The organism is Paenibacillus sp. J22P277 (genome assembly GCF_059383675.1).
In genome coordinates this window covers 209,546-230,392 of record NZ_JBXENS010000002.1, presented here as the reverse complement: position 1 = coordinate 230,392, position 20,847 = coordinate 209,546, and the positions used below count along the sequence as shown (strand labels likewise).

The 20,847-nt window shown below is 57.4% G+C and carries 19 protein-coding genes and 1 pseudogene; 16 read left to right on the top strand and 4 right to left on the bottom strand.

From position 1 onward, the window contains the following. The first annotated feature begins 11 nt into the window (after positions 1 to 11). From AC50YL_RS05705 to AC50YL_RS05670, 8 genes and pseudogenes are all read left to right on the top strand, one after another. On the top strand, positions 12 to 1,400 hold the full coding sequence (locus AC50YL_RS05705; protein WP_494830078.1) for an FG-GAP repeat domain-containing protein: 1,389 nt from the start codon (positions 12 to 14) through the stop codon (positions 1,398 to 1,400). 34 nt (positions 1,401 to 1,434) lie between these two features. Further along, positions 1,435 to 1,803: pseudogene (locus tag AC50YL_RS05700) on the top strand (response regulator transcription factor); the annotation flags it as partial. Then, on the top strand, positions 1,795 to 2,613 hold the full coding sequence (locus AC50YL_RS05695) for a winged helix-turn-helix domain-containing protein (protein WP_494831168.1): 819 nt from the start codon (positions 1,795 to 1,797) through the stop codon (positions 2,611 to 2,613). The pseudogene AC50YL_RS05700 and the gene AC50YL_RS05695, both read left to right, overlap by 9 nt. After that, positions 2,610 to 4,034 carry a sensor histidine kinase gene (locus AC50YL_RS05690; RefSeq protein ID WP_494830076.1) on the top strand — a complete coding sequence of 475 codons (1,425 nt, stop codon included), beginning with the start codon at positions 2,610 to 2,612 and terminating at the stop codon, positions 4,032 to 4,034. Before AC50YL_RS05695 ends, AC50YL_RS05690 begins: the two co-directional genes overlap by 4 nt. 449 nt (positions 4,035 to 4,483) lie before the next feature. After that, positions 4,484 to 4,900, top strand: coding sequence for an organic hydroperoxide resistance protein (locus AC50YL_RS05685; RefSeq protein WP_494831166.1), 417 nt, complete (start codon positions 4,484 to 4,486; stop codon positions 4,898 to 4,900). 282 nt (positions 4,901 to 5,182) lie between these two features. Next, the gene (locus AC50YL_RS05680; protein WP_494830074.1) at positions 5,183 to 6,331 is read left to right on the top strand and encodes a DUF3048 domain-containing protein; all 1,149 of its coding nucleotides are present in this window, start codon (positions 5,183 to 5,185) and stop codon (positions 6,329 to 6,331) included. A 269-nt stretch (positions 6,332 to 6,600) separates the two neighbouring features. Further along, complete coding sequence (locus AC50YL_RS05675; protein ID WP_494830072.1) at positions 6,601 to 7,215, top strand: DUF47 domain-containing protein; 615 nt, start codon at positions 6,601 to 6,603, stop codon at positions 7,213 to 7,215. A gap of 21 nt (positions 7,216 to 7,236) precedes the next feature. Continuing rightward, positions 7,237 to 8,235 (top strand): inorganic phosphate transporter, encoded by a 999-nt coding sequence (locus AC50YL_RS05670; protein ID WP_494831164.1) that lies wholly within the window; start codon positions 7,237 to 7,239, stop codon positions 8,233 to 8,235. Between the two features lie 201 nt (positions 8,236 to 8,436). Here AC50YL_RS05670 and AC50YL_RS05665 read toward each other — a convergent pair whose 3' ends face one another. Continuing rightward, complete coding sequence (locus AC50YL_RS05665) at positions 8,437 to 9,066, bottom strand: DUF975 family protein (protein ID WP_494830070.1); 630 nt, start codon at positions 9,064 to 9,066, stop codon at positions 8,437 to 8,439. Positions 9,067 to 9,334: 268 nt separating this feature from the next. Between AC50YL_RS05665 and AC50YL_RS05660 the strand changes: the two genes are divergently transcribed. Next, positions 9,335 to 11,599 (top strand): S41 family peptidase, encoded by a 2,265-nt coding sequence (locus tag AC50YL_RS05660; protein WP_494830068.1) that lies wholly within the window; start codon positions 9,335 to 9,337, stop codon positions 11,597 to 11,599. Between the two features lie 151 nt (positions 11,600 to 11,750). On the opposite strand, the gene AC50YL_RS05655 is transcribed toward AC50YL_RS05660, so the two are convergent. Beyond that, the gene (locus tag AC50YL_RS05655; RefSeq protein WP_494830066.1) at positions 11,751 to 12,395 is read right to left on the bottom strand and encodes a hypothetical protein; all 645 of its coding nucleotides are present in this window, start codon (positions 12,393 to 12,395) and stop codon (positions 11,751 to 11,753) included. Positions 12,396 to 12,630: 235 nt separating this feature from the next. On the opposite strand from AC50YL_RS05655, the gene AC50YL_RS05650 reads away from it, so the two are divergent. From AC50YL_RS05650 to AC50YL_RS05620, 7 genes are all read left to right on the top strand, one after another. Beyond that, positions 12,631 to 12,921 carry a YerC/YecD family TrpR-related protein gene (locus tag AC50YL_RS05650; RefSeq protein ID WP_161744410.1) on the top strand — a complete coding sequence of 97 codons (291 nt, stop codon included), beginning with the start codon at positions 12,631 to 12,633 and terminating at the stop codon, positions 12,919 to 12,921. 2 nt (positions 12,922 to 12,923) lie between these two features. Then, on the top strand, positions 12,924 to 13,754 hold the full coding sequence (locus tag AC50YL_RS05645; RefSeq protein ID WP_494830064.1) for a sirohydrochlorin chelatase: 831 nt from the start codon (positions 12,924 to 12,926) through the stop codon (positions 13,752 to 13,754). Positions 13,755 to 13,995: 241 nt separating this feature from the next. Next, positions 13,996 to 14,937, top strand: a complete 942-nt coding sequence (locus AC50YL_RS05640) for a diacylglycerol kinase (RefSeq protein ID WP_494831162.1) — start codon at positions 13,996 to 13,998, stop codon at positions 14,935 to 14,937. Between the two features lie 47 nt (positions 14,938 to 14,984). Then, complete coding sequence (rlmD, locus tag AC50YL_RS05635; RefSeq protein ID WP_494830063.1) at positions 14,985 to 16,664, top strand: 23S rRNA (uracil(1939)-C(5))-methyltransferase RlmD; 1,680 nt, start codon at positions 14,985 to 14,987, stop codon at positions 16,662 to 16,664. Positions 16,665 to 16,789: 125 nt separating this feature from the next. Further along, positions 16,790 to 17,359: an SF0329 family protein gene (locus AC50YL_RS05630; protein ID WP_494830061.1), complete on the top strand. Its 570-nt coding sequence runs from the start codon at positions 16,790 to 16,792 to the stop codon at positions 17,357 to 17,359. A gap of 624 nt (positions 17,360 to 17,983) precedes the next feature. After that, positions 17,984 to 19,432 carry a YopA family protein gene (locus AC50YL_RS05625; RefSeq protein WP_494830059.1) on the top strand — a complete coding sequence of 483 codons (1,449 nt, stop codon included), beginning with the start codon at positions 17,984 to 17,986 and terminating at the stop codon, positions 19,430 to 19,432. 315 nt (positions 19,433 to 19,747) lie between these two features. After that, a complete protein-coding gene (locus tag AC50YL_RS05620) occupies positions 19,748 to 20,455 on the top strand; it encodes a hypothetical protein (protein WP_494830057.1) in 708 nt (235 codons plus the stop codon). Between the two features lie 147 nt (positions 20,456 to 20,602). Here the strand turns inward: AC50YL_RS05620 and AC50YL_RS05615 are convergent, their stop codons facing one another. Both AC50YL_RS05615 and AC50YL_RS05610 read right to left on the bottom strand, forming a co-directional pair. Continuing rightward, entirely contained in the window at positions 20,603 to 20,773 is a 171-nt protein-coding gene (locus tag AC50YL_RS05615; RefSeq protein ID WP_494830056.1) for an HTH-like domain-containing protein, read from the bottom strand. Further along, positions 20,736 to 20,840 carry an HTH-like domain-containing protein gene (locus AC50YL_RS05610; RefSeq protein ID WP_494830054.1) on the bottom strand — a complete coding sequence of 35 codons (105 nt, stop codon included), beginning with the start codon at positions 20,838 to 20,840 and terminating at the stop codon, positions 20,736 to 20,738. The genes AC50YL_RS05615 and AC50YL_RS05610 overlap by 38 nt, the downstream gene beginning before the upstream one ends. Between the last annotated feature and the right edge of the window lie 7 nt (positions 20,841 to 20,847).

The window sequence follows — 20,847 nt, the reverse complement described above, 5'->3', positions numbered from 1 at the left end:
GGAGCGCGATCATGAATTTTCTTCGAACAGCCACTCAGACCGTGCTCGCTCTCGGAGCGCTGGCCGGCCTGCTCGCGACCGCCGGCTGCCAATATACGACGACGCCGGCCGATCTGCTGCTGCCGCCCAAGCCGATGCCGGGCAACGCGGCGCTGGCCGCGGCGCTGCAGACGATTTTGCCGATCCAGGCGAAGCTGTCGGTCGTCGCGCAGGAGAGCTCGAATTCGTCGGTCTTGGAATTCGACGGCGACGGGGACGGAGCGAAGGAAGCGTTCGTCGTCTTCGCCGACGAGAGCGGCACGCAGCGCGTCATGATGCTGGAGCAGACGGCCGGCGGCTGGCGGCAGCGGTTCACGTTCGCGGAAACGTCCGCGTACGGCGTGGACGTGCTGCGGGTCGCCGACCTCGACCGCGACGGCCGGCCCGAGCTGATGATCGGCTGGGATCAGTTCGGCGAGCCGCAGCATATCTTGACCCTCTATCATATCAGCGGGGATAGCGCGGACGCGAAGCCGCCGAAGCCGCTGGCGGAGCTTCCCTACGATACGATGGGGATCGGCGACTTCAACGGGGACGGCAGTCCCGAGATCGGACTGATCAATCTGCAGGGCGCCAAGCTGACGGCTTCGATCGACATGTACCGGTTCAGGGACGACGGCGCCGCCAAGCTGGTGTCCGCCGCGCTGGACGGATCGGTCAACGGCTATATACAGGCGAAGTTGGGCAAAATCGCGCCGGACCGGTTCGGCGTCGTGACGGATGCGGCGATCGGCTCGAATTCCTCGACCTCCACCATGCTGGCCTGGATCGACGGCAAGCTCGTCCAAGTCTATCCGCCGCAATCATCCGGCGACGAGAACGTGCAGACGAACGCCAACGCGGTGCTTAGCGGCGACGGCAACGGCGACGGCATCCTGGACGTCCACGCGCTGACGGAAGCGCCGGGCCAGTCGGACGGCGTCGCTTACAGCGATTTGCTGTGGATCGAGGATTACAAGCAGTGGAACGGCGTAGACCATTTTGACCTCGTGGGCAGGCGGTATACCGATACGGACGGCACCTATGCGATCGACCTCCCGCTCTCGTGGACCGGCTTCACGTTCCGGCATCCCGCGGACGGCAGCGGCAGCGATATCGCGCTGGATGCCTACAACGAGGAGACGGGCAGCCGGGAGGAGGAGCTGACGGTGCGGGTCGTACCGCTCGGCAGCTGGGCCGGCGAGGAAGGGAAGCTTCAAGAGGCGGACAGCCGGTATTTGGAGCTGGGCAGGGCCGACGGGCTCGTCTATTACGCCATCTGGAGGAAGAAACTGCCGGCTGGCGAAACGAACAAAAGCGCGACAGGCATTTTTCCGCCGGACGAAGCGGAAATGAAGCGATTGTTCAAGCTGCTGCCATAGAGAGACAACGAAGGATCGAAAGGGGGACAGCCGCATGCGGATATTATTTCTGGAGGACGAAGAGGCGATTCGCGGTTTTGTCCGCATTAATCTCAAACGCAACGGCATGGAGGTTACGGAGGCCGAGGACGGCGAAACCGCGCTGGAACTCGCGAAGACGGCCGTTCCTCCTTTTGATATCGCGCTGCTCGACGTGATGCTGCCCACGATCAGCGGCTTCGAGGTCTGCGAGCAGCTGCGGCAGCTTTTTCCGCGCATGGGCATCATCATGCTGACGGCGAAGTCCCAGGAGGAAGACAAAATCCGGGGACTGGAGCTCGGCGCGGACGATTACGTGCAGAAGCCGTTCAGTCCGGGCGAGCTGATCGCGCGGCTGAATTCGCTGAAGCGGCGAATGATGCCGTTCGGCGACGAGCCGGCGGGCGGCGCTGCGGCAGAGCGGGGGAGCACGGCGCCGATTGGCGGCGAGGGCGCGGCCAGCAGCGGTGCGTCCGCCAGACCGAGCGCCGTGGGTAACGGCGCATCCGGCGGCGCTGCCGGTCAAAGCGCTTCGGCGGGAGCCGGGGGCAGCGATGCGGACGGCACCGGCGGTGCTGCGCCGGATCAAGCTGCGGCCGCGAGCGGTACGGCAAGCGGAGCAAACGGTGCCGCGGCAGGCACGGCCGGCGGCGCTCACGGCGGCTTTTCGGGCGACGCAGCCGGCGGCGCCGACGTCAATGGCGCAGCGGCGGGAACTGCCGGCATGCCGGGCGCCGCAGCGGCGAACGGCGCCGGTGCCGCGGGCAACGGCAGCGAGAACGGCGGCAATGCCGCCGCCGGAACAGGCGCGGCCGCGTCATTCGCGTCCGGCCAGCCTGCCGGCGAAGCCGGCAGCGGCGGCTACCGGCGCGCGCCGCGGGCCGGCGACATCGCGTCCGGTCCGTTCCTGCTGTCCGCGACGGAGCGGCGGCTTTGGAAGGACAACGTCGAGATCGTGCTGACGCCGACGGAATGGACGCTCGTGAAACTGCTGATGGAGCGGGAGGGCGAGGGACTGAGCCGCGACGATATTTTGAACGGGGTATGGGGCCGCCATTACGTCGGGGATCTGAAGATCGTCGACGTGAACATCCGGCGCATCCGGCAGAAGATCGAGATCAAGCCGTCCGATCCCAAGCATATCGAGACGCTTTGGGGCTACGGCTACCGGTGGAACCGGGGCGACGGGCAATGAGCACCAGCCTCCGCACCCGGATCGTTTGGAGCTACGGCGTGCTGATCGTGCTCGTCGTCGTGCTGCTCGGCTCTTTGTTCGGCACCCTCGTCTGGAACTACTATTACTCCAGCGCGGTCAGCTCCGTGCTGCAGCGCGCGCAGACGGAAGCGGCGCTGCACAACCGGATGATCGCCGACGAGCCGATGAAGGAGAAGGCGCGCTACATGCTGCAGAATATGGCGGTCGGCACGGCGCATCTCCAATTGCTGACCGGCTCCGGCGCGCTCGTCGTCGACAGCGACGGCTTCGCGGGCGATGGCGAAATCGTGGATACGCCGGACGTGCGATTGGCCATGGTGCATGAGCGCGGCATCTGGCGCGGCCGGGATCCCGTCACGAACGAGCGGATCATCGCGGTCACGCTGCCCGTCAAGGAGGGCGCCCGCATCGTGTCGATGTTCCGGTATACGGCGTCGCTCGGCACGCTGGACCGGATCATCCAGAATATTTTATGGCTGACGCTGGCGGTGGGCTTGTTCGTCGTGCTGCTCTTCTTCACGATGAGCGTGTTCATCGCCAACCGGATCGCCCGGCCGATCCGTAACCTCACCAAGGTCGCGGAGAAGATGGCCGAAGGCGACTGGAGCCGCCGGGCCGCGCTGCACGACCGGGACGAGATCGGCCGCCTCGCGGACACGCTGAACACGATGGCCTCCGAGCTGACGCGGAGAGAGAAGCTGAAGGAGGACTTCATTTCCTCCGTCTCCCATGAGCTGCGGACGCCGCTGACGTCGATCAAGGGCTGGAGCGAGACGCTCGCTTCCGGCGACCTGAGCGACGTAGAAGAGCTCAATCTTGGCCTCTCGATCATCGATCGCGAGACGGTCCGGCTGTCCGGGCTCGTCGAGGACCTGCTCGATTTCTCCAAGCTGTACGCCAAAAGCATCGTGCTCCATCCCGAGATGCTGGATATCCGCAAGACGCTCGTCGAGACGCTCCGGCAGTTCGAGGCCCGGGGCCAGCGGGAATCCGTCGCGATCCGCGGGGATACGGGAGACCGGCCGCTGATGGCGAAGGTGGATGCCGACCGGATGAAGCAGGTATTCATCAACGTGTTCGACAACGCGCTCAAGTTCACGCCGAAGGGCGGGACGATCCTGGTGGACGCGGGGCAGGAGGACGGATTCGCCCGCATGACGATCCGGGATTCCGGCTGCGGCATTCCGCCCGAAGACCTGCCGCATGTGACGGAGAAGTTCTACAAAGGCACGAGCCAGCGATCCGGAAGCGGCCTGGGTCTCGCGATCTGCAAGGAGATCGTCGAGCTGCACGGCGGCATCTTCCGGATCGACAGCGCCGTCGACGTGGGCACGGCCGTGACGATCCTGCTTCCTTTGCTGACGGATGCGCAGCAGCAACAGCAGCAGCTGGAACCATGACGGGCAGCCCGATGGTCGCGGCCGCACAGCATGAATAACCCGATTGCAAGCGCGCGGATAACCGGCGCGAAGCGATCGGGTTTTGTTTTGGAGCCGCGGAAGGCGCGGCTATTCTTTATAAAACAACGTCTTGCGCTTCTTCGTGACGAAGGCGACGGCGATCAAGGCCAGACACGCGACGCTGACGGACATCCAATGCTGGCTGGCCCAGTGGAGAAAGGCATGCATGCGGGAGCCTCCCTTGGCAGGTTTTAGGCGTAGTATGCCTTGAATCGGTTGCAGGCTATGCGCGGAGCGTCGACGGGCGCCAACGCGTTACGATTTTCCAAAATTTCCAACGGCATGCATAGCGGACAAGGCAGGTGAGAACGCTAGGAAACGGCGGATGGTGCGGTATGAAGCCGATCGGCCATCCGAACACGACGACGACAGAGATGGAGGAGACGCACATGCAGAACTTATATACCGCTACCGTTACGGTAAAAGGCGGCCGCGAAGGCAAGCTGGCCTCGAGCGACGGCCTGCTGAACCTGGACCTGCGGATGCCGAAGGAGCTCGGCGGCGCGGGCGGGGCCGGGACGAATCCCGAGCAATTGTTCGCGGCCGGCTTCGCGGCCTGCTTCGAAAGCGCGCTGAACCTGGTGTGCCGGACCAAGAAAGTGAAAGTCGACGGCACGCAGGTGACGGGCCATGTCACGATCGGCAAGGACGATGAAGGCGGGTTCGCGCTGGAAGTCCAGCTCGATGTCTCGCTGACGGGCGTCGACGCCGCGCTTGCCAACGAGCTTGCCGAAGCCGCGCATCAGGTGTGCCCGTATTCCAAGGCGACGCGAGGCAACATCCCGGTTATTATCCGCGTCGTCTGACTTTGCGGGGCAGCACCTTCCAAGGCAATGAAGCGGAGGGTGCGACTCCGCAAGCGCAATAGCCGCACAAATAAGAGCTGCCCATCATCGCGGATGATCGATGGACGGCTCTTTGCCGCGGTCTGAGCCCATTCCGCCGCAATTAAAGTCTATCCGTTGGATGCCGCCATAGCCCGGCCCCGCGCAATTCCATCCAGCAGCGGAAGACAATCCCATCCGTCTTATGGTTTAATTGAAGCAGAGTCATTTTTCTTTCCAATTCGACACGAGGTGGGCTGACCGATGGCGCGTGAGCGCGAACAACGATACTACACGCGGCGGCTTGCGCTTCGCTTCGGCATGTCGCTGACGCTGGCTGCCGCGATGCTGCTGAGCGGCTGCAGCGGCGACGACAAGCCGGAGGCGAACGACGCGAAGCCGCCCGCCGGGGATACGACGCCGGCGCCCGCCGATACGGAGCCGGCGCCGGATCAGACGCAGGCCGTCGATCCGCCCCGATTCATCGCCCCGTTGACGGGCCTTCCGCAGGACCATGAAGCCAAGCTCCGCCCGATCGCCGTCATGGTGAACAATTTCGGCGCGGCGCGTCCCCAGTCGGGGCTGCCCAACGCCGACGTCGTCTGGGAGGTGCTCGCCGAGGGCGGCATCACGCGGCTCGTCGCCGTGTTCCAGAGCACGGAGTCCACGGCGCCCGTCGGCCCGATCCGCAGCAACCGGCCGTACTTGATCCGCATCGGCGAAGCGTACCATGCCGTGCTCGCGCATGCCGGGGCCAGCACGGACGCCTACGATCTGCTGCAGCATCACGGCAAGGCTTATCTCGACGAGATCTCGAACGCGGGCGCGTACTTCTACCGCGAGTCGTTCCGCAAGCCGCCGCATAACCTCTACTCCAATCTCGAGAAGCTGCGCGCGGGCGCCGCGAAGAAGAACTACGACGAGACGGTGGAGATTCCGGCGTACAGCTGGTCCGAGACGGGCGCGACTTCGGGCGGCACGGACGCGTCCCAGGTCGACATCCAATTTCTGTTGAAGGACTATCATGTATCTTACGCGTACGACCCGGCGGCGAAGCTGTACAACCGCTCGATCAACGGCGAGCCGCACACGGACCTCGAGACGAAAGCGCAGCTGACCGCGGCGAATCTCGTCGTGCTGGGCGCGAAGCACAAGACGTACGACGATTACGGGCGGCTGGACATCGACCTGGAATCCGGCGGACCGGCCATCCTGATCGAGCTGGGCCGGGCCGTGCAGTGCGAGTGGGTCCGAAGCGACGACGGCATGATCCGCCTCATGAAGGACGGGCGGGAGCTGCCGTTCGTGCCGGGGCATACGTTCTTCCATATCGTGCCGATGACCCCGACGTTCGAGGGGCATGTGAAGCTCGGCAGCGGGACGGAAGCGAGCGCGCACGGAACGACGCCTTAAGAATAAGCTTGCAGAGGAACCGGGAGCGGGAGGCTTCCGGTTTTTTAATTTTGTCGCGGAGGTCGGTTAATAACGGCTCTGCCGGAAAAGACTAGGAGAATGCGGACGCCGCCGGGCGCCGTTTGCGAAAGTTATCTCGCGAATGTCATAAAAGCTTTACAATACCTTAACAAAATCGTCTTCATTTATGATAAGATATTGTCGGTTTCATATGTATTTTGGCGGAATCGGCCGACAAGCAATCGAGGAAGATGGCGAAGGGGATAATTATGTTCAAGAAGAAGAACGACGTGTTTTTTACGACGCTGGAAGCAATGGCGGACACGATTTTGGAAGGCGTGCTTTATTTTCAGCAGAACGTCTCCAAGATCACGGATGTCGCGATATTCGCGAGGGACATGAAAGAATTCGAAAGCAAATGCGACCGTCATGTCCATACGATCTTGACGGAGCTGAATAAAACCTTCATCACGCCGATCGAGCGCGACGATATCATGAAGCTGACGACCTCGCTGGACGACGTCCTCGACGGCATCGAAGCCTGCGCCTCGCGGTTCGAGATGTACGCGATCACGGAACCGGACGAGTTCGTCACGCTGTTCGCCGACATCATCCTTCGTTCCGCCCAGCAGATCAAGCGGGCGATCTACCTGCTGTCGGAGAAGAAGCTGCTGGCGATGCGCGAGCCTTCGATCCAGATCAACGAGCTGGAGAACCAAGCCGACGACCTGCTGCGCGTCAGCGTGAAGAGCCTGTTCGCCAACGTGAAGGACCCGATCGAGCTGATCAAGCGCAAAGAGATCTACGAGCGCCTGGAGCAGACGACCGACTACTGCGAAGACGTCGCCAACACACTCGAAACCATCATCATGCGCAACAGCTAAGGGGACGGGTCAGTCATGGGCATGGACATTTACATTTGGGTCGGCGTCGTCATCTTTCTCGCATTGGCTTTCGATTTCATAAACGGCTTTCACGATACGGCAAACGCCATCGCGACGACGGTATCCACCCGGGCCTTGTCGCCGAGGATGGCCATTATCTTGGCCTCGATGATGAACTTCCTCGGGGCGGTCATGTTTACCGGGGTGGCGAAAACGATCGGCGGCAAGATCGCGGATCCGCGCATCCTCGAGCACGGGGTGCAGGTCGTCGTCGCGACGCTGATCGGCGCGATCGCGTGGAATCTCCTTACCTGGTGGTTCGGCATTCCGTCTTCCTCGTCGCATGCCTTGATCGGCTCGTTGACCGGGGCGGTCGTCAGCTCGGCGGGCTTCGATGCCATCAACAGCGAAGGCTTCGTCGACATTCTCAAAGCACTCATCCTCTCGCCCCTGATCGCCTTCGCCGGGGGCTTCGTCGTCATGTGGATTTTGAAGCGGATCTTTGCGAGGTCAAGCCCGCATCAGGTCAATAAAGCGTTCCGCTCCGGCCAGATCCTGACCGCGGCGTTCCAATCGTTCACGCACGGCACGAACGACGCGCAGAAAGCGATGGGCATCATCACGTTCGCGCTCGTCACCGCGGGGGTGCAGGAGAACACGGACGTGATTCCGCTGTGGGTCAAGATCTCCGCGGCCACGGCCATGGCGCTCGGCACGTCCATCGGCGGCTGGAAGATCATCAAGACGATGGGCACGAAGATTTTCAAAATCGAGCCGATCAACGGCTTCGCGGCGGACATCACGTCCGCGACGGTCATCTTCACCGCCACGCTGACGCATCTGCCGGTCAGCACGACGCATGTCATCACCTCGTCGATACTCGGCGTCGGCAGCGCGAAGCGGTTCGCCGCGGTCAAGTGGGATCTCGCGGGCCGGATCGTCATCTCGTGGATCATCACGATTCCGATCACGATGGTGCTGGCGGCGTTGATTTATCAGATTATCGCCTTGTTCATCTAGTGGCGGTTGCGTGACGGGAATACATCCTAATGCAAAGAGCATCAAGCCGACACGGGCTTGATGCTCTTTTTGTTGGAGCCAGCCACGCCTGACTGACGCTGACAGGCAGACACCTGTGGCCGATTCTTCACTCTCGCACCGACAAGACTACATGCAAAAGCCCCCTTGCCGGGGGCAAGGGGGCTCGAGCAGCCGATACGTTTAGAACGAATGCGGCGGCGGAGGTACTTGGGCGTACGGTTCGCTGAACGACTCGCCGCGCTGGCGAAGGTCTTCGTAGAAATGCGCCATGGTCGTGTAGATGTAAGGATTGAGCCAGAGAATGCCGATGCCGAAGGTCACGAAGCAGAGCAGCATCCAGCCGATGAAGGAAAGGAAGAGCACGAATAAGCGCCCTTTATGGCCCTTCATCATCTCTTTGCTGCGGCGGATCGCTTCCAGCGCGCTGATCTCCGGATTATCCTTCAGGATAAAATAAGCCATCGAGTAACGAAGTGCCGCAATGAAGCCGGGGATGATGAACAGCAGCATCCAAAGCAACGTGAATACCAGCATGAGCAGATAAAGCAGAAACGTGCGAATGAAGTCCGGAAATCCGCTGAGCAATTCGAGGAAAGGCGGACGTTCGCCGCGCGAGATGCGCAGGAAGAAGCTGTATGAGCCGAAGGCAAGCGCGCCGGCGCAAATCTCGATGGCGATCTGCCCGATGGCGGGGATGACGTTCGTGATCGCTCCGATCAGCAGAAACACGAGCATGAAGAGCGCCGATCTCCCCCATTGTCCCGATAAGCTTTGCCTTGCCCTTGCCCGTAGCTCCGATCTTGATACCATGATTGTGCAGAACCCACCTTTAATGTTTTGTTTCTCCTGGAAGGCAACCAGCCGCAGCCGGGGAGATGTGAATAAAATATGAACGAAGAACAGAATCCATGATAGCCTAATTCCCTGAAAAAATCATCACATTTTGGAAATTAACAATAAGTAAATGTCGACAAACTCCACATATAGTTCCTTGGTCCCTATTAATCTGGTATAATCATCCTATTATTCGACAAGACCGGGACAGAATGAGGGACATCACGTGTTGGAGCACAAGCAAATGAAACGGCTTCCGCTTTGGATTTCGGCCGGAATCGGGCTGTTGGCCGTCGCTTATATCATTTTCGCGGACGGGAACGGCATCGGGACAAGCGCCGACATGCGCTGGAAGACGAAGCTCGCCGAAGAGAACGGGACCGCGGTGAAGCTGATGAACGAGAACAAGTACGAAGAGGCGCTCGCGGCGCTTCAGATAGCGGTACAGGATGTCTATGACCATGATCCGAGCCTGAACGAAGTGAAAGAAGAACGCACGCTGTCCGATCCCGTGCTGGATATCCCGTTATCCAATATGAGCTGGGCGTATAACGAGATAGGGGATTACCGGAACAGTCTGGCGGCGATTCGTAAGTCGCTGCTGCTGCTGCCGAACACGGCCGAAGAATACGTTAACGAAGGCAACGCGTTATATGGCCTGAACCGCGGCGAGGAAGCGCTCGCGAGCTTCGACCGGGCGATCGGGCTGGATCGGGACGCGCGGTATGCCTACTACGGCAAAGCCGCCATCCATTACGAAGCGGGCGAGTACGGGGAGGCGCTGAACGACCTGGACCGTTATCTGGCGTATGAACCGGACGACATGGAGGCGGCGGAGAAGAAAATGTTCGCGCTGCTGAACGCGGGCGGGAACGACGAGGCCGCGGCCTACGGCGACGAGCTCGTGAAGGCCTATCCGGACGAATACGAGGCTTATCGGCTGAAGAACGAAGCGATGAGAGCATCGGCCGACTACGAGGCGATTCGGGCATACGACGAGATGGTCGGCGCGAAGTTCCCCGGCAATCCGCGGGCGCAGGAACTGCTCGGCGAGCTGTACGGCGATTACGGCCAATACGATGAAGCGCGTGATTATTACTTGCAGCTGCTGAAGGACAATCCGGCGGAGAGCTCGATCTATCTCGCGCTGATGAACAACGAGAGCGCCCGGGACGACGTCGATGCCGCGCTCGGGTTCTATCGGGATGCCGTGAAGGCAAACGCGGCCGATCCCGAGTCGCACCGCACGATGGGGCGAATCTACGAGGACGCTACGGATTATATGGCCGCCGTGCCGTACTATGAGGAAGCGATCAAGCGCGATCCGCAGGACGAGGAAGCGGTAATCGGCAAAATCCGATCGTTTTACCGGGCGAAGCGCAACATCCGGTGCGCCGATTACGTCAAGGATGCGAAAGCGGTCCGTGCTTCGAAGCCGGACATCGCCTTCTACGGCGGCAAATGCAATGAAGAGCTGGGCCGGAACGCGGAGGCCGCCGCTTATTTCGAACAAGCGGTCGAGGCGGATCCCGGCGATGCGGAAGCGTTGGCCGAGCTGGCCGGCTTGAATCTGACCCTGCATAAGGACGATTCGGCCGCGGACTTCAGCGAGGAGGCGCTGCGACTGGATGCGGACAATGCCGACGCGCTCTACGTGCAGCGCGAGCTGCAGGAGCGGAAGAAGCCGCTCGGGGTGCGGGTGAAGGCGTTCTTCGCGGCGAATTATATGTACGGCGCGCAGGTGAACGACGAGGACGCCTTGCTCGCGAAGCTGGACGAGCCGTCGATTGCGCCGGCCGAGATCGCCGCCGTCATCGATCGCGCGCGGCTGCCGGACGATCCATTCACGTTCGCGGTGTGGGGCGAGGACTATGACGCCGCGACGTCGGACGACGAGCGGGACGTGGACGTCCGGACCGAAGGCAGCGTCGTGTATATGCGGATCGCGGATTTCGGCGAGCATACCGACGATCGTTTCCTCGCGGCGCTCGACGCGGTCGACCAGCCGGCGGGCAAAACGCTCGTCATCGACCTTCGCGGCAACGCCGGCGGCCTCGCGGTCAGCGCCAACAACATGCTCGACGGGCTGCTCCCGGCCGTCGTCATGAGCACGGTCCTGTACAAGGACGGGCAAGCCGAGCCCTACGAATCCGATGCGTCGCACATCGATTTCAAGCATATCTACGTGCTGGTCGACGAGCGTACGGCGAGCGCCTCCGAGCTGCTGGCGCTCGGTCTGCGCACCTATCTGCCGAACGCGACCATCGTCGGCCGCACGACCTTGGGCAAGGGCGTCGGGCAGCAGGCATTCATGGACGACGAGCGCGGGATCGCCGTGTTCGCGGTGAATTTCTACTGGAACGTGCGGGAGCGGAACGTCATGGGCACGGGCATAACGCCGGATATCGCCGTTCGGGGCGATACGCTGGCGGCCTTCATGAAGCCGGTGCTGGCGGGGCAGCTTGGATACATTCGGAAGCTCGGTTCCATGCCAGGCGGTGCGAAATGAATACATACCAAAGAGCAGTCCCGTTCAGCGGAAGCTGGCGCTCGGACTGCTCGATTTGCGGATTTGAAGCAGACGGGGGCGGGCAGGCAGCCGGTGGCTGCCGGCATCTCCCTCTCTCTTAGCCGCCTGCCGAACGGCGTTACGGCTCCGGTTATTTGCGCGGCCGGGGCCGGCGGTTCTTCGGGCCGAGCGGCGTCGGGACTTTGCCGCTGCCGCCCTTGCTGCCGCCCTTGGCGCCTTTGCCGGTCGCGCGGCGGCGTTTCTTCTTGCGCGCCTTCGGCCGGTATTCGTCGATGTCGCCGTCGTCCGCGATCGTCGCGGAGGCGCCCTTCTTTCCGAAGGAGCCGGCGAGCACCTTGATGAGCGGCGCCATCTGGGTAATGCTGCCGACGACCTTCTGGACTTTGGTCATCGTCGTGACGATGCCGTCGAGGCCGCCCATGCGGTCGACGACGCCCTTGAGATCGTTCAGGCTGTTCCCGAGATTGAAGCCGCCCTTCGTCTCTTTCCCGTCGGCGGCCGCCGCGGGCGCGGCATCGGTTTTCGACACGGGCGCTTCCGGGAGCGGAATGATTTGCTGATTGGAGGCCGGCATAATGTTGATGGACGGCACGCCGTTCGAGAATTCGGACGTATCGAATGGAACGGGCGTCTTCAAGCCGACGCTTTTATTCAAGCCCGGGAACGGGTCGGATATGCCCGGAAAAGGGCTGCTTCCCGGATTTTGCGGGCCTTGACCTTGGCCGCCGAGGGGCTGCTGGAAGCTTCTGACGGACGGATCGTAGCGATATTTCACGCAGATCACAACCTTTTTCAACGTTTTGATAGCAGTCTATGGGATAATCGACTATACGGATTGGACGCCTGCCCGCTTTGGGCAAATTTTTTGGGTGAATAGAAGGGGTCATATGGCCCGCGCGGCGCCTTCCGCGGCTCTGCGAGTCTGTACAGCACCGCAACGGTGATGCTTGAATATTACTGACAAAAGCATTACACTGAGCATATTAGTCAGGGTAGGAGTGAACGGACGAATGCAACTCAAGAAGCTGAACGATAAAACGGTCGACCAACTATTCGAGGCGGTACTGACGCTCAAGACGGTCGAAGAATGCTATATTTTCTTTGATGATCTCTGCACGGTGAACGAAATCCAATCGCTCTCGCAGCGGCTTGAAGTCGCGCGCATGCTGGGCAAGGGCGCGACTTATAATCAGATCGAGGCGGAGACCGGCGCCAGCACGGCGACGATCTCCCGCGTGAAGCGTTGCCTGAACTACGGCAACGACGGGTACAAAATGGCGCTGGAGCGCGCGGGACGCTAGGCATGAAGCCGGGCGTGCTGGTGATCAGCCACGGCTCGCGCGAAGCGGGCTGGGTCAAGCTTGTCGACGATGCGGTGGCGGCCGTCGCCGCATCCGGGATCTGCCCGGGCGAGGACGGAGGCCCGGCGGTTCCGGTCGTCTCGTCGTTTCTTGAGATCGTGGAGGGCCGTCTGATCCAGGACGGCCTCGATAGGTTAGCAGCGGAAGGCGTAGGCGAGTTATACGTCCTTCCGCTTTTTGTGTCGTCCGGAAGCACGCACGCGGACGACATCGCGCAGGCGTTCGGCGCGGCGCCCGTATCGGCGGCGCGGGCGGGCGAGCTCGCGCTTTTCCGCGTTCCCGCGGGCGTGCGCGTGCATATCGGGCAGCCGATCGACGACGACGGCGATATCGCCGAGCTGCTGCTGGGCAATATCGCGCCGCTGTCGGCGGATCCCGCCCGCGAGCGGCTGCTGCTCGTCGCGCACGGCTCGCGCGAAGCGGCGTTCCACGGCCGCTGGCGCGACGGCATGACGCGGCTGGCCGGGCGGCTCCGCGCGCTGGGCGGCTTCGCCGGCGCGGACATCGCGATGCTGCTGCCGGATCAGGCGGCATGCAAGCTGCAGTCGCTGCAGCGGCGCCATCCGGGCGAGGCGTTCATCGTCGTGCCGCTGTTCCTGAGCGAGGGCTACTTTACCCGCACGGTCATTCCGAAGCGGCTGGAAGGGCTGGCGTATAGGTACAACGGCAGCGCCCTGCTGCCGAATCCGCGCATCGCGGGCTGGATGGAACGGCAAATCAGGAAGTGGCTGTCAGCGCTGGATGTGGATGGAGGCGGGCGTTTGGGAAGTTAGCCGCATTGGTGTATAGTAAGAACTAGTGCAAGAGATAGATTCATCGGGCAGCAAGAGCAAGGCAGATGGGCGGATGAGGGCGGCGGACTTCGGAAACGAGCGGCCGCCCGAGCGCATACAGGGAACGCATACGGTGACCAACCCAAGGAGAGGATGAGCGGCTTAGCCGGCTTTCGTCCGTCCCTTGGAGGCAAGCCCGCACCGGTTCCCGCAGCGCGGACCGGTCTTTTCTGCCGCCTGGATGTTCGGATGTTCGGAGGTAGTCTTAGTGACGATTAAGCGGGCAAGGCTCATTTATAACCCGACGTCGGGTCGGGAGGAAATCAAGAAACGGCTGCCGGACATTCTCCAGCGGCTGGAGCGCGGCGGCATCGAGACGAGCTGTCACGCGACGGTCAGCGAAGGGGATGCGACGTTAGCGGCGGCGGAGGCGGCGGACCGCGGCTTCGACATGATCATCGCGGCGGGCGGCGACGGTACGCTCTACGAGGTCATCAACGGGCTGGCGGAGAAGGACGTCCGTCCGCCCCTTGGGATTCTGCCCTTGGGCACGACGAACGATTTTGCCCGGGCGCTCGGCATTCCGAAGCACTGGGAGTACGCGTGCGACCTCATCATCCAGCAGTATGCGATGCCGATCGACCTAGGGCGGGCGAACAACCGGTACTTCATCAACATCGCCGGCGGCGGCTCCCTGACGGAGCTGACGTACGAGGTGCCGAGCAAGCTCAAGACGATGATCGGGCAGTTGGCCTATTATATGAAGGGGCTCGAGAAAATGACCCGCCTGCGGCCGACCGAGCTGCGCATCCAGGCCGACGAGATCGGCGAGATCCACGAGGAGATCATGATGTTCCTCATCTGCAACAGCAACTCCGTCGGCGGCTTCGAGAAGCTCGCGCCGGACGCGAGCCTGAACGACGGCATGTTCGACGTCGTCGTGCTGAAGAAGTGCAACCTCGGCGAGTTCATTCGCCTGGCCAGCCTGGCGCTGCGCGGCGAGCATCTCAACGATCCGCACGTGGTCAGCTTCCAGACGAAGCAGCTCACCGTCACGACGCCGGATTACGTGCAGCTCAACCTCGACGGCGAGTACGGCGGCACGCTGCCGTGCACCTTCGCGGTGCTGCCGTCGCATCTGCAGATTATCGTCGACGAATCGGGCATTTCGACTTATAAATAAGCAATCCGGGTGCCGAGGCATGCGGGTGATGGAGCGGGTATAGAATTATGAGCAACAAGTTTAGGGGCAAGGCCAAGAGCAGTACCGGGGGCAAAAGCAATCCCGCGAAGCATAACGGTGCCGTCAGCGGCGGTCGCAGCGGCGGCGCCGCGGCCGGCCGTGGCGGCGGTGCGGGGCAAGCCGGCGGCGGCAACAGCCAAGCGCCGGTGGGCAAAAACGATGACGTCACCGTCGAGATCATCGGCTTGACGCATGAAGGCGAAGGGGTAGGCCGCGCGGACGGCTTTACCCTTTTTGTTCAAGGTGCACTACCCGGCGAGACCGTGCGCGCGCGCGTCATGAAGGTGAAGAAGACCTACGGCTACGCTAAGCTCGAGGCGATCGTCGTGCCGAGCGCGGACCGCGTCGAAGCGCCGTGCCCGATCTACAAGCAGTGCGGCGGCTGCCAGCTGCAGCATATGGACTATGCGGCGCAGCTGAAGTGGAAGCGGCAGCATGTGGTGGACAGCTTGGAGCGGATCGGCAAGCTGCGCGTGGCTGGAGCGGCGGCCGGTATCGGCTCTCCCGAAGATGCGGCTGCAGCATTCACGGGCGAGCGTGGAGAGAGCGGCGGTGACGCGGGAGCTGCTGCGCAGCATGCGGTCATCGTGCATCCGACGATCGGCATGGACGATCCGTGGCATTACCGGAACAAGGCCTCCGTGCCGATGGGCATGGCAGTCAGCGGCGCGATCCATGGCAAGGAAGGCCTGCCCGCGCCGGATCTGAACGGCGAGCATCTCATCGGCGGCTTCTACGCCCGCGGCAGCCACCGGATTATCGACATGGACGAATGTCTGATCCAGCACAACAGCAACGACGAGATCGTCGCGCGGGTCAAGCGGATCGGGCGCGAGCTCGGCATTACGGCTTATAACGAAGAGACGGGGCAAGGCTTGTTGCGCCACGTGATGGCGCGCGTCGGCTTCGTGACCGGCGAAGCGATGATCGTGCTGATCACGAACGGCTCGCGGATTCCGAACGCGGACCAGTGGATCGCGCGCATCCGCGAGACGATCCCGGGCGTGACGAGCATCGTGCAGAACGTCAACAAACGCGACACCAACGTCATTTTCGGCGACGAGACGCGCGTCCTCTGGGGCAGCGAGGTGATCTACGACGAGCTGGACGGGATTCGCTTCGCGATCTCGGCGCGTTCGTTCTATCAGGTGAATCCGATTCAGACGGTGGCGTTGTATCGCAAGGCTGTGGAGTATGCGGCGCTGACCGGGAGAGAGCAGGTTATTGACGCTTACTGCGGCATTGGAACGATCTCGCTATTCCTGGCTCGCCAGGCTGGGCATGTTCACGGTGTGGAGATTGTGCCGGAAGCGATCGAAGATGCGAAGCGCAATGCCGCGCTTAACGGCATCGAGAATGCTTCGTTCGAGGCCGGACCAGCCGAAGTGGTCATCCCGCGCTGGCGGCAAGAAGGCATCGTGCCTGACGTGATCGTCGTCGACCCGCCTCGTAAGGGCTGCGATGAAGCGTTGCTGGACACGATCCTCGCGATGAAGCCGGAGCGGGTGGTGTATGTGTCTTGCAACCCGTCGACGCTGGCGCGCGACCTGCGGGTGCTGGCGGATGGCGGGTACCGGACGGTCGAGGTGCAGCCGGTGGATATGTTTCCCCATACGGTGCACGTGGAGTGCGTCGTAAGGTTGTATCGGGAGGATATTGAAAGGTAACTGCGTCAACTAAGTCTGCTGAGAAAGCAGGCTTTTTTGAATTGTGCTGAGGCATGCATGATGGTATAGAAGCAGTGGTATTAATTCACGCTGCGTACTGATTCATATCGATGAAGGAGAAATATATGGCCTGGAGCAAATTGAAACAAAGCCTGGAAAGTTTTCTCAGCCCTGCGTTAAACGGAAGGGTCGAGTACCGTGCGACCAGCTACCGGTATTTACTCGATAAAGCAGGGATTTGCTACATCGCGGTCGATAAGAAGAACGTGCTCAATATGAGCGATACAACGAACGGGATCAGATGGTATCAGACGGAGCTGGAAATTAAGAATGATCCCGACATCCGAATTCGGGTCAGCGATGAAGAGATTGAAGCCGTCAGACAAGAGACCAAGGGGAACGCCCCGGAGGATCGACTGCAAGTCATGGCTAGCAGCAGAAAAAAATCAGTCCTTGCAAAGGAGATTTTCTCGGCACAGTCATCCTTAAGCAAATCGAATTTTATCGTTGTCGCTACGAAGTTTCTGGCCACCTCTATAGAAGAGAGCCTAGAGAGTCAGGATATCGTGTTGAATATTCTAGCTTTGGTGGACAGACGGGTTGGGAAAAAGCGACTGTTAAATATGGCCGAGAAGATAAAGGCAAAGCATCCGGCTGTGCAGTATTTTTATGAACTGCGGGTTAGTACGTTGTGAGGATAAAAAATGCATTCATCTTTGTTATGCGTTACTGAATAATATAAATTTAGACACTGTTATCTCATGATTGATAGACCAGCAATTCGATTTAGGTTTCCTAGAAATATAGGAATTATAGGTATTGATGCTACTACTCAACACAAGTGGAATCGGTGCGTTGATAGTGTAAATGGTGAATATTGGATGGATGAGGCGTAGCCGGTGGATATGTTTCCGCATACCGTGCACGTAGAATCGGTGGCTTTGTTGGCTAGGGATGGTACAGATCGCTGAGGATGCAGTGGTGGGGCGGGTTTGGGGAGTAATACAGATGATGCAGAAGTGTGAAACAGAGGCTAGAAAATAGTAGAGTTGACTGATTGTTGACGAATTATTAGATTAATTGGGAGATGCCCGATTCTCGAATCGGGCGTTTTCAATTATTGGGACATGGGTTCAAATCCCAAATCCCCTCGGAAAAATGAACCCTTGTCCATACAAAACCACAATGGTTAATGTTGAACAGGGGTTCTTCATGCGAATGATTATTTTTTTGCAGCACATATTCTTAGTAGAATCGAATACTTGGTGAAGGGGGAGGTCGTTGGGGGCGACAAGTTATTTTGCTTCAAAAGGAATACAATGGAAAATTTTGTCTTAACCTTAGGTAGTTTAGTCTTTTTATTTGGAATCATTATAGTTGCTGTTTATTGGTTGACAAAATCCACTGTTGGAAGGAAAAAACTCATGGAATATAATGGATCGGGTAAGTTTGATTATAAGAGTGAAAAAAGTATTACAGCTGATTTTACCTTTAAATGGGAAGAACAGAAATTTTCTAGGAAACCTAGACTACAGATCTTTGCTGTGTCTAAAGACAGTGATTTAATATACCATTTAACCAACCTTCCGTTTTTTCCTTGGGATTTTAAAGGTGAAACAAATGATGGAAGGGTGTTTATTGCCAATGGTCTAGCACTTAGTTCAAGAGGGGAGAAGATAGATAAAGGCATAGATGAAATATCATTGGGGTTTAATTGCAATTTGTTGCAGATCGGAAACCAAGATAACACCTTTGAATATTTTGAATTCTACTTTCCAAACGTATTTATAGCTTTCGATGAGTTTGAAAAAGTGGGAAAGGTTTCGACTTTAAATATTAGCAACTTACAACTAGAATATAATGAAAGTATTTACAATTTAACTTTTTCGGGTTTGAACGAGATTGTAACTAAGAAGAAAAGTATTATTGAAAATGGAGAAGATATTTTAACAGTTAAAATAACTATCCGAAAAACAAGTAACGATCTCTTATTTAACGAAGCAAAGGAAGTATTAGAGATTATTTCTGATTTAATGAGCTTCGTTTATGGAGATCCAGTCAACTGGATTCTTGGAATTGCATATAAGCATAATAAGGAAGTGTTTTCTCAACTGAGGGATGTTAATTTTCCTAGTCTGCACACCTTCAGGAAACTAATTCCCGTCGATTTCCCCCGGCACTTAACCTCATACATTTCTCAATCATTTGCCATTTACGCATCTTTAAATGAAGAGAAGCGAAGGGCTCTCAGAAGATACAATGGTGGTTTACACTTTTCTTCTGAGCGACTGGTCTTCCCGGCACCATTTACGTCTTTGGGCTCATGTGTAGAAGATTTTGTTCAATATACTGTAACTGAGAAAGATACACATTATATAGATACAACAGAGAGAAGGAAAATTGACCCCAGTTTTGCAATATGGGTTAAAGAAAATATTGTGCCTCTACTTAATGATATTGATAAAGCAGACTTTAATGATTCCGGTATGAAACAAAAGCTTTCTGGATTAATACAAAGAAATTTAAGATCTAGAATTAATAAATTACTTGAAACTTACAACGTTGAATATGATCAAAGTTGGGTTTCCGAATTTGTTAAAAAGAGAAACTCAGCAGCACATGGAAGCTATACGTTCGAAAAGGATGATTATTTAATCTGGTCACGCATGGTATCGATGCTAGAAAGAGTAATATTAAAGGAGTTCAACTATAAAGGCGACTTTATTGATTGGTCAGCAAGTCCTCCAGTTACAAAGGAATTTAGCTAATCAACTAAGTCTGACACTGTTATGCCACCTCTTCAAATAGTCGCATCATCACGCGGCGGCGAATTGTGGGCTTGCACAGCCACGGTTCGGAAAAATGAACCCTTGTCCTTTCAAAACCACAATGGTTAATGTAGGGGAAGGGTTCTTCAATTGGACGATTAAAGCACACAAATAAAGATGGCGTGCTTATTTGCAGTATGAAACTGATATCCGACCTTCCCGGCGCCACAACTTGAATTTTAGCCATATCAAAGAAGCATAAAATTACATTCCACTCATAACGATTAGAGAGACTAATCTTATGGGGGAATAAGAATGTTGCCGAATCCATTTATTATGTATAAGCTAGATAAGTTTTTAACTCCGGAATTACTTTTGACAGCAACCGGGCAACAGAGGGTAAAGATATATCCTGGGTTAGGAAATATCTTGGCGGGTTATAAGAGAAGACTTAATGAAACATGCGTAATGACATCAATACTGAATAATGTAAGTTCTTTACCCGATCCAAGCGATACAGAAGCAAAACTTAGACAGTTGCCTTCATATATTTTTAACGATGAGACGTTTACACAGGAAGTAACATTTTCAATGGGGGATTATTATAGAGTAACCTGGAACATTGAAAAGGCAAAAGAAATAATAAAACGTGATAATATACTTGCCGAGGAGTTTAACTGTGAATTCATTAGTCAAGATATCGACTTTAGTTCTGTTGAAACGGAGAAATTAAAATTTGCTTCAACAAATAAAGATCCAATTATCGTGGTTGACTATCACATTACTAATAATTCTACTGGTGGTCTCATTGTCGTAGATGGGAACCATCGTGTAGTTAGCAGAACACTACGTGGGGTAAAGGCAATCAAAGGATATAAGTTGAACCGATATCAGCAGTTTGAAGCATTGGCAGACGAGTTTGATAAATGTATTTATAAAATTCACTCGAATATTCATTACATAATGGATTACATGATTGGACGCGAAAGTTCATCCGAATACACGTTCTATCCAGAAGTTTAATTCATGGTTCTAAGCAACATCCCCGAATAGACTGAGCAATAAGCTGCGGCGAATTGTGGTTTTGCACAGCCACGCCTCGAAAAAACGAACCCATGTCCATACAAAACCACAATGGTTAATGTAGGACAAGGGTTCTTGAATGGGTGATTAATCTTTCGGAACTACATACTCTGACAATTTTATACCTTTGCTGACTTCGGTTGCATATGAAATGTTAATGCCAGAGGCTGCTACTATATCTTTAATGCTGTGGTTGTTTCTTTGGATGACATTCGCATACTTAACACCGAATAAATGAATATAAATGAATTTTGGCAACGTGTTTTCCGTGAGGTGCCTTATTATACATGTCGCTAAGAATTCTTCCTAACTCCTGAACATTCATATGAAGT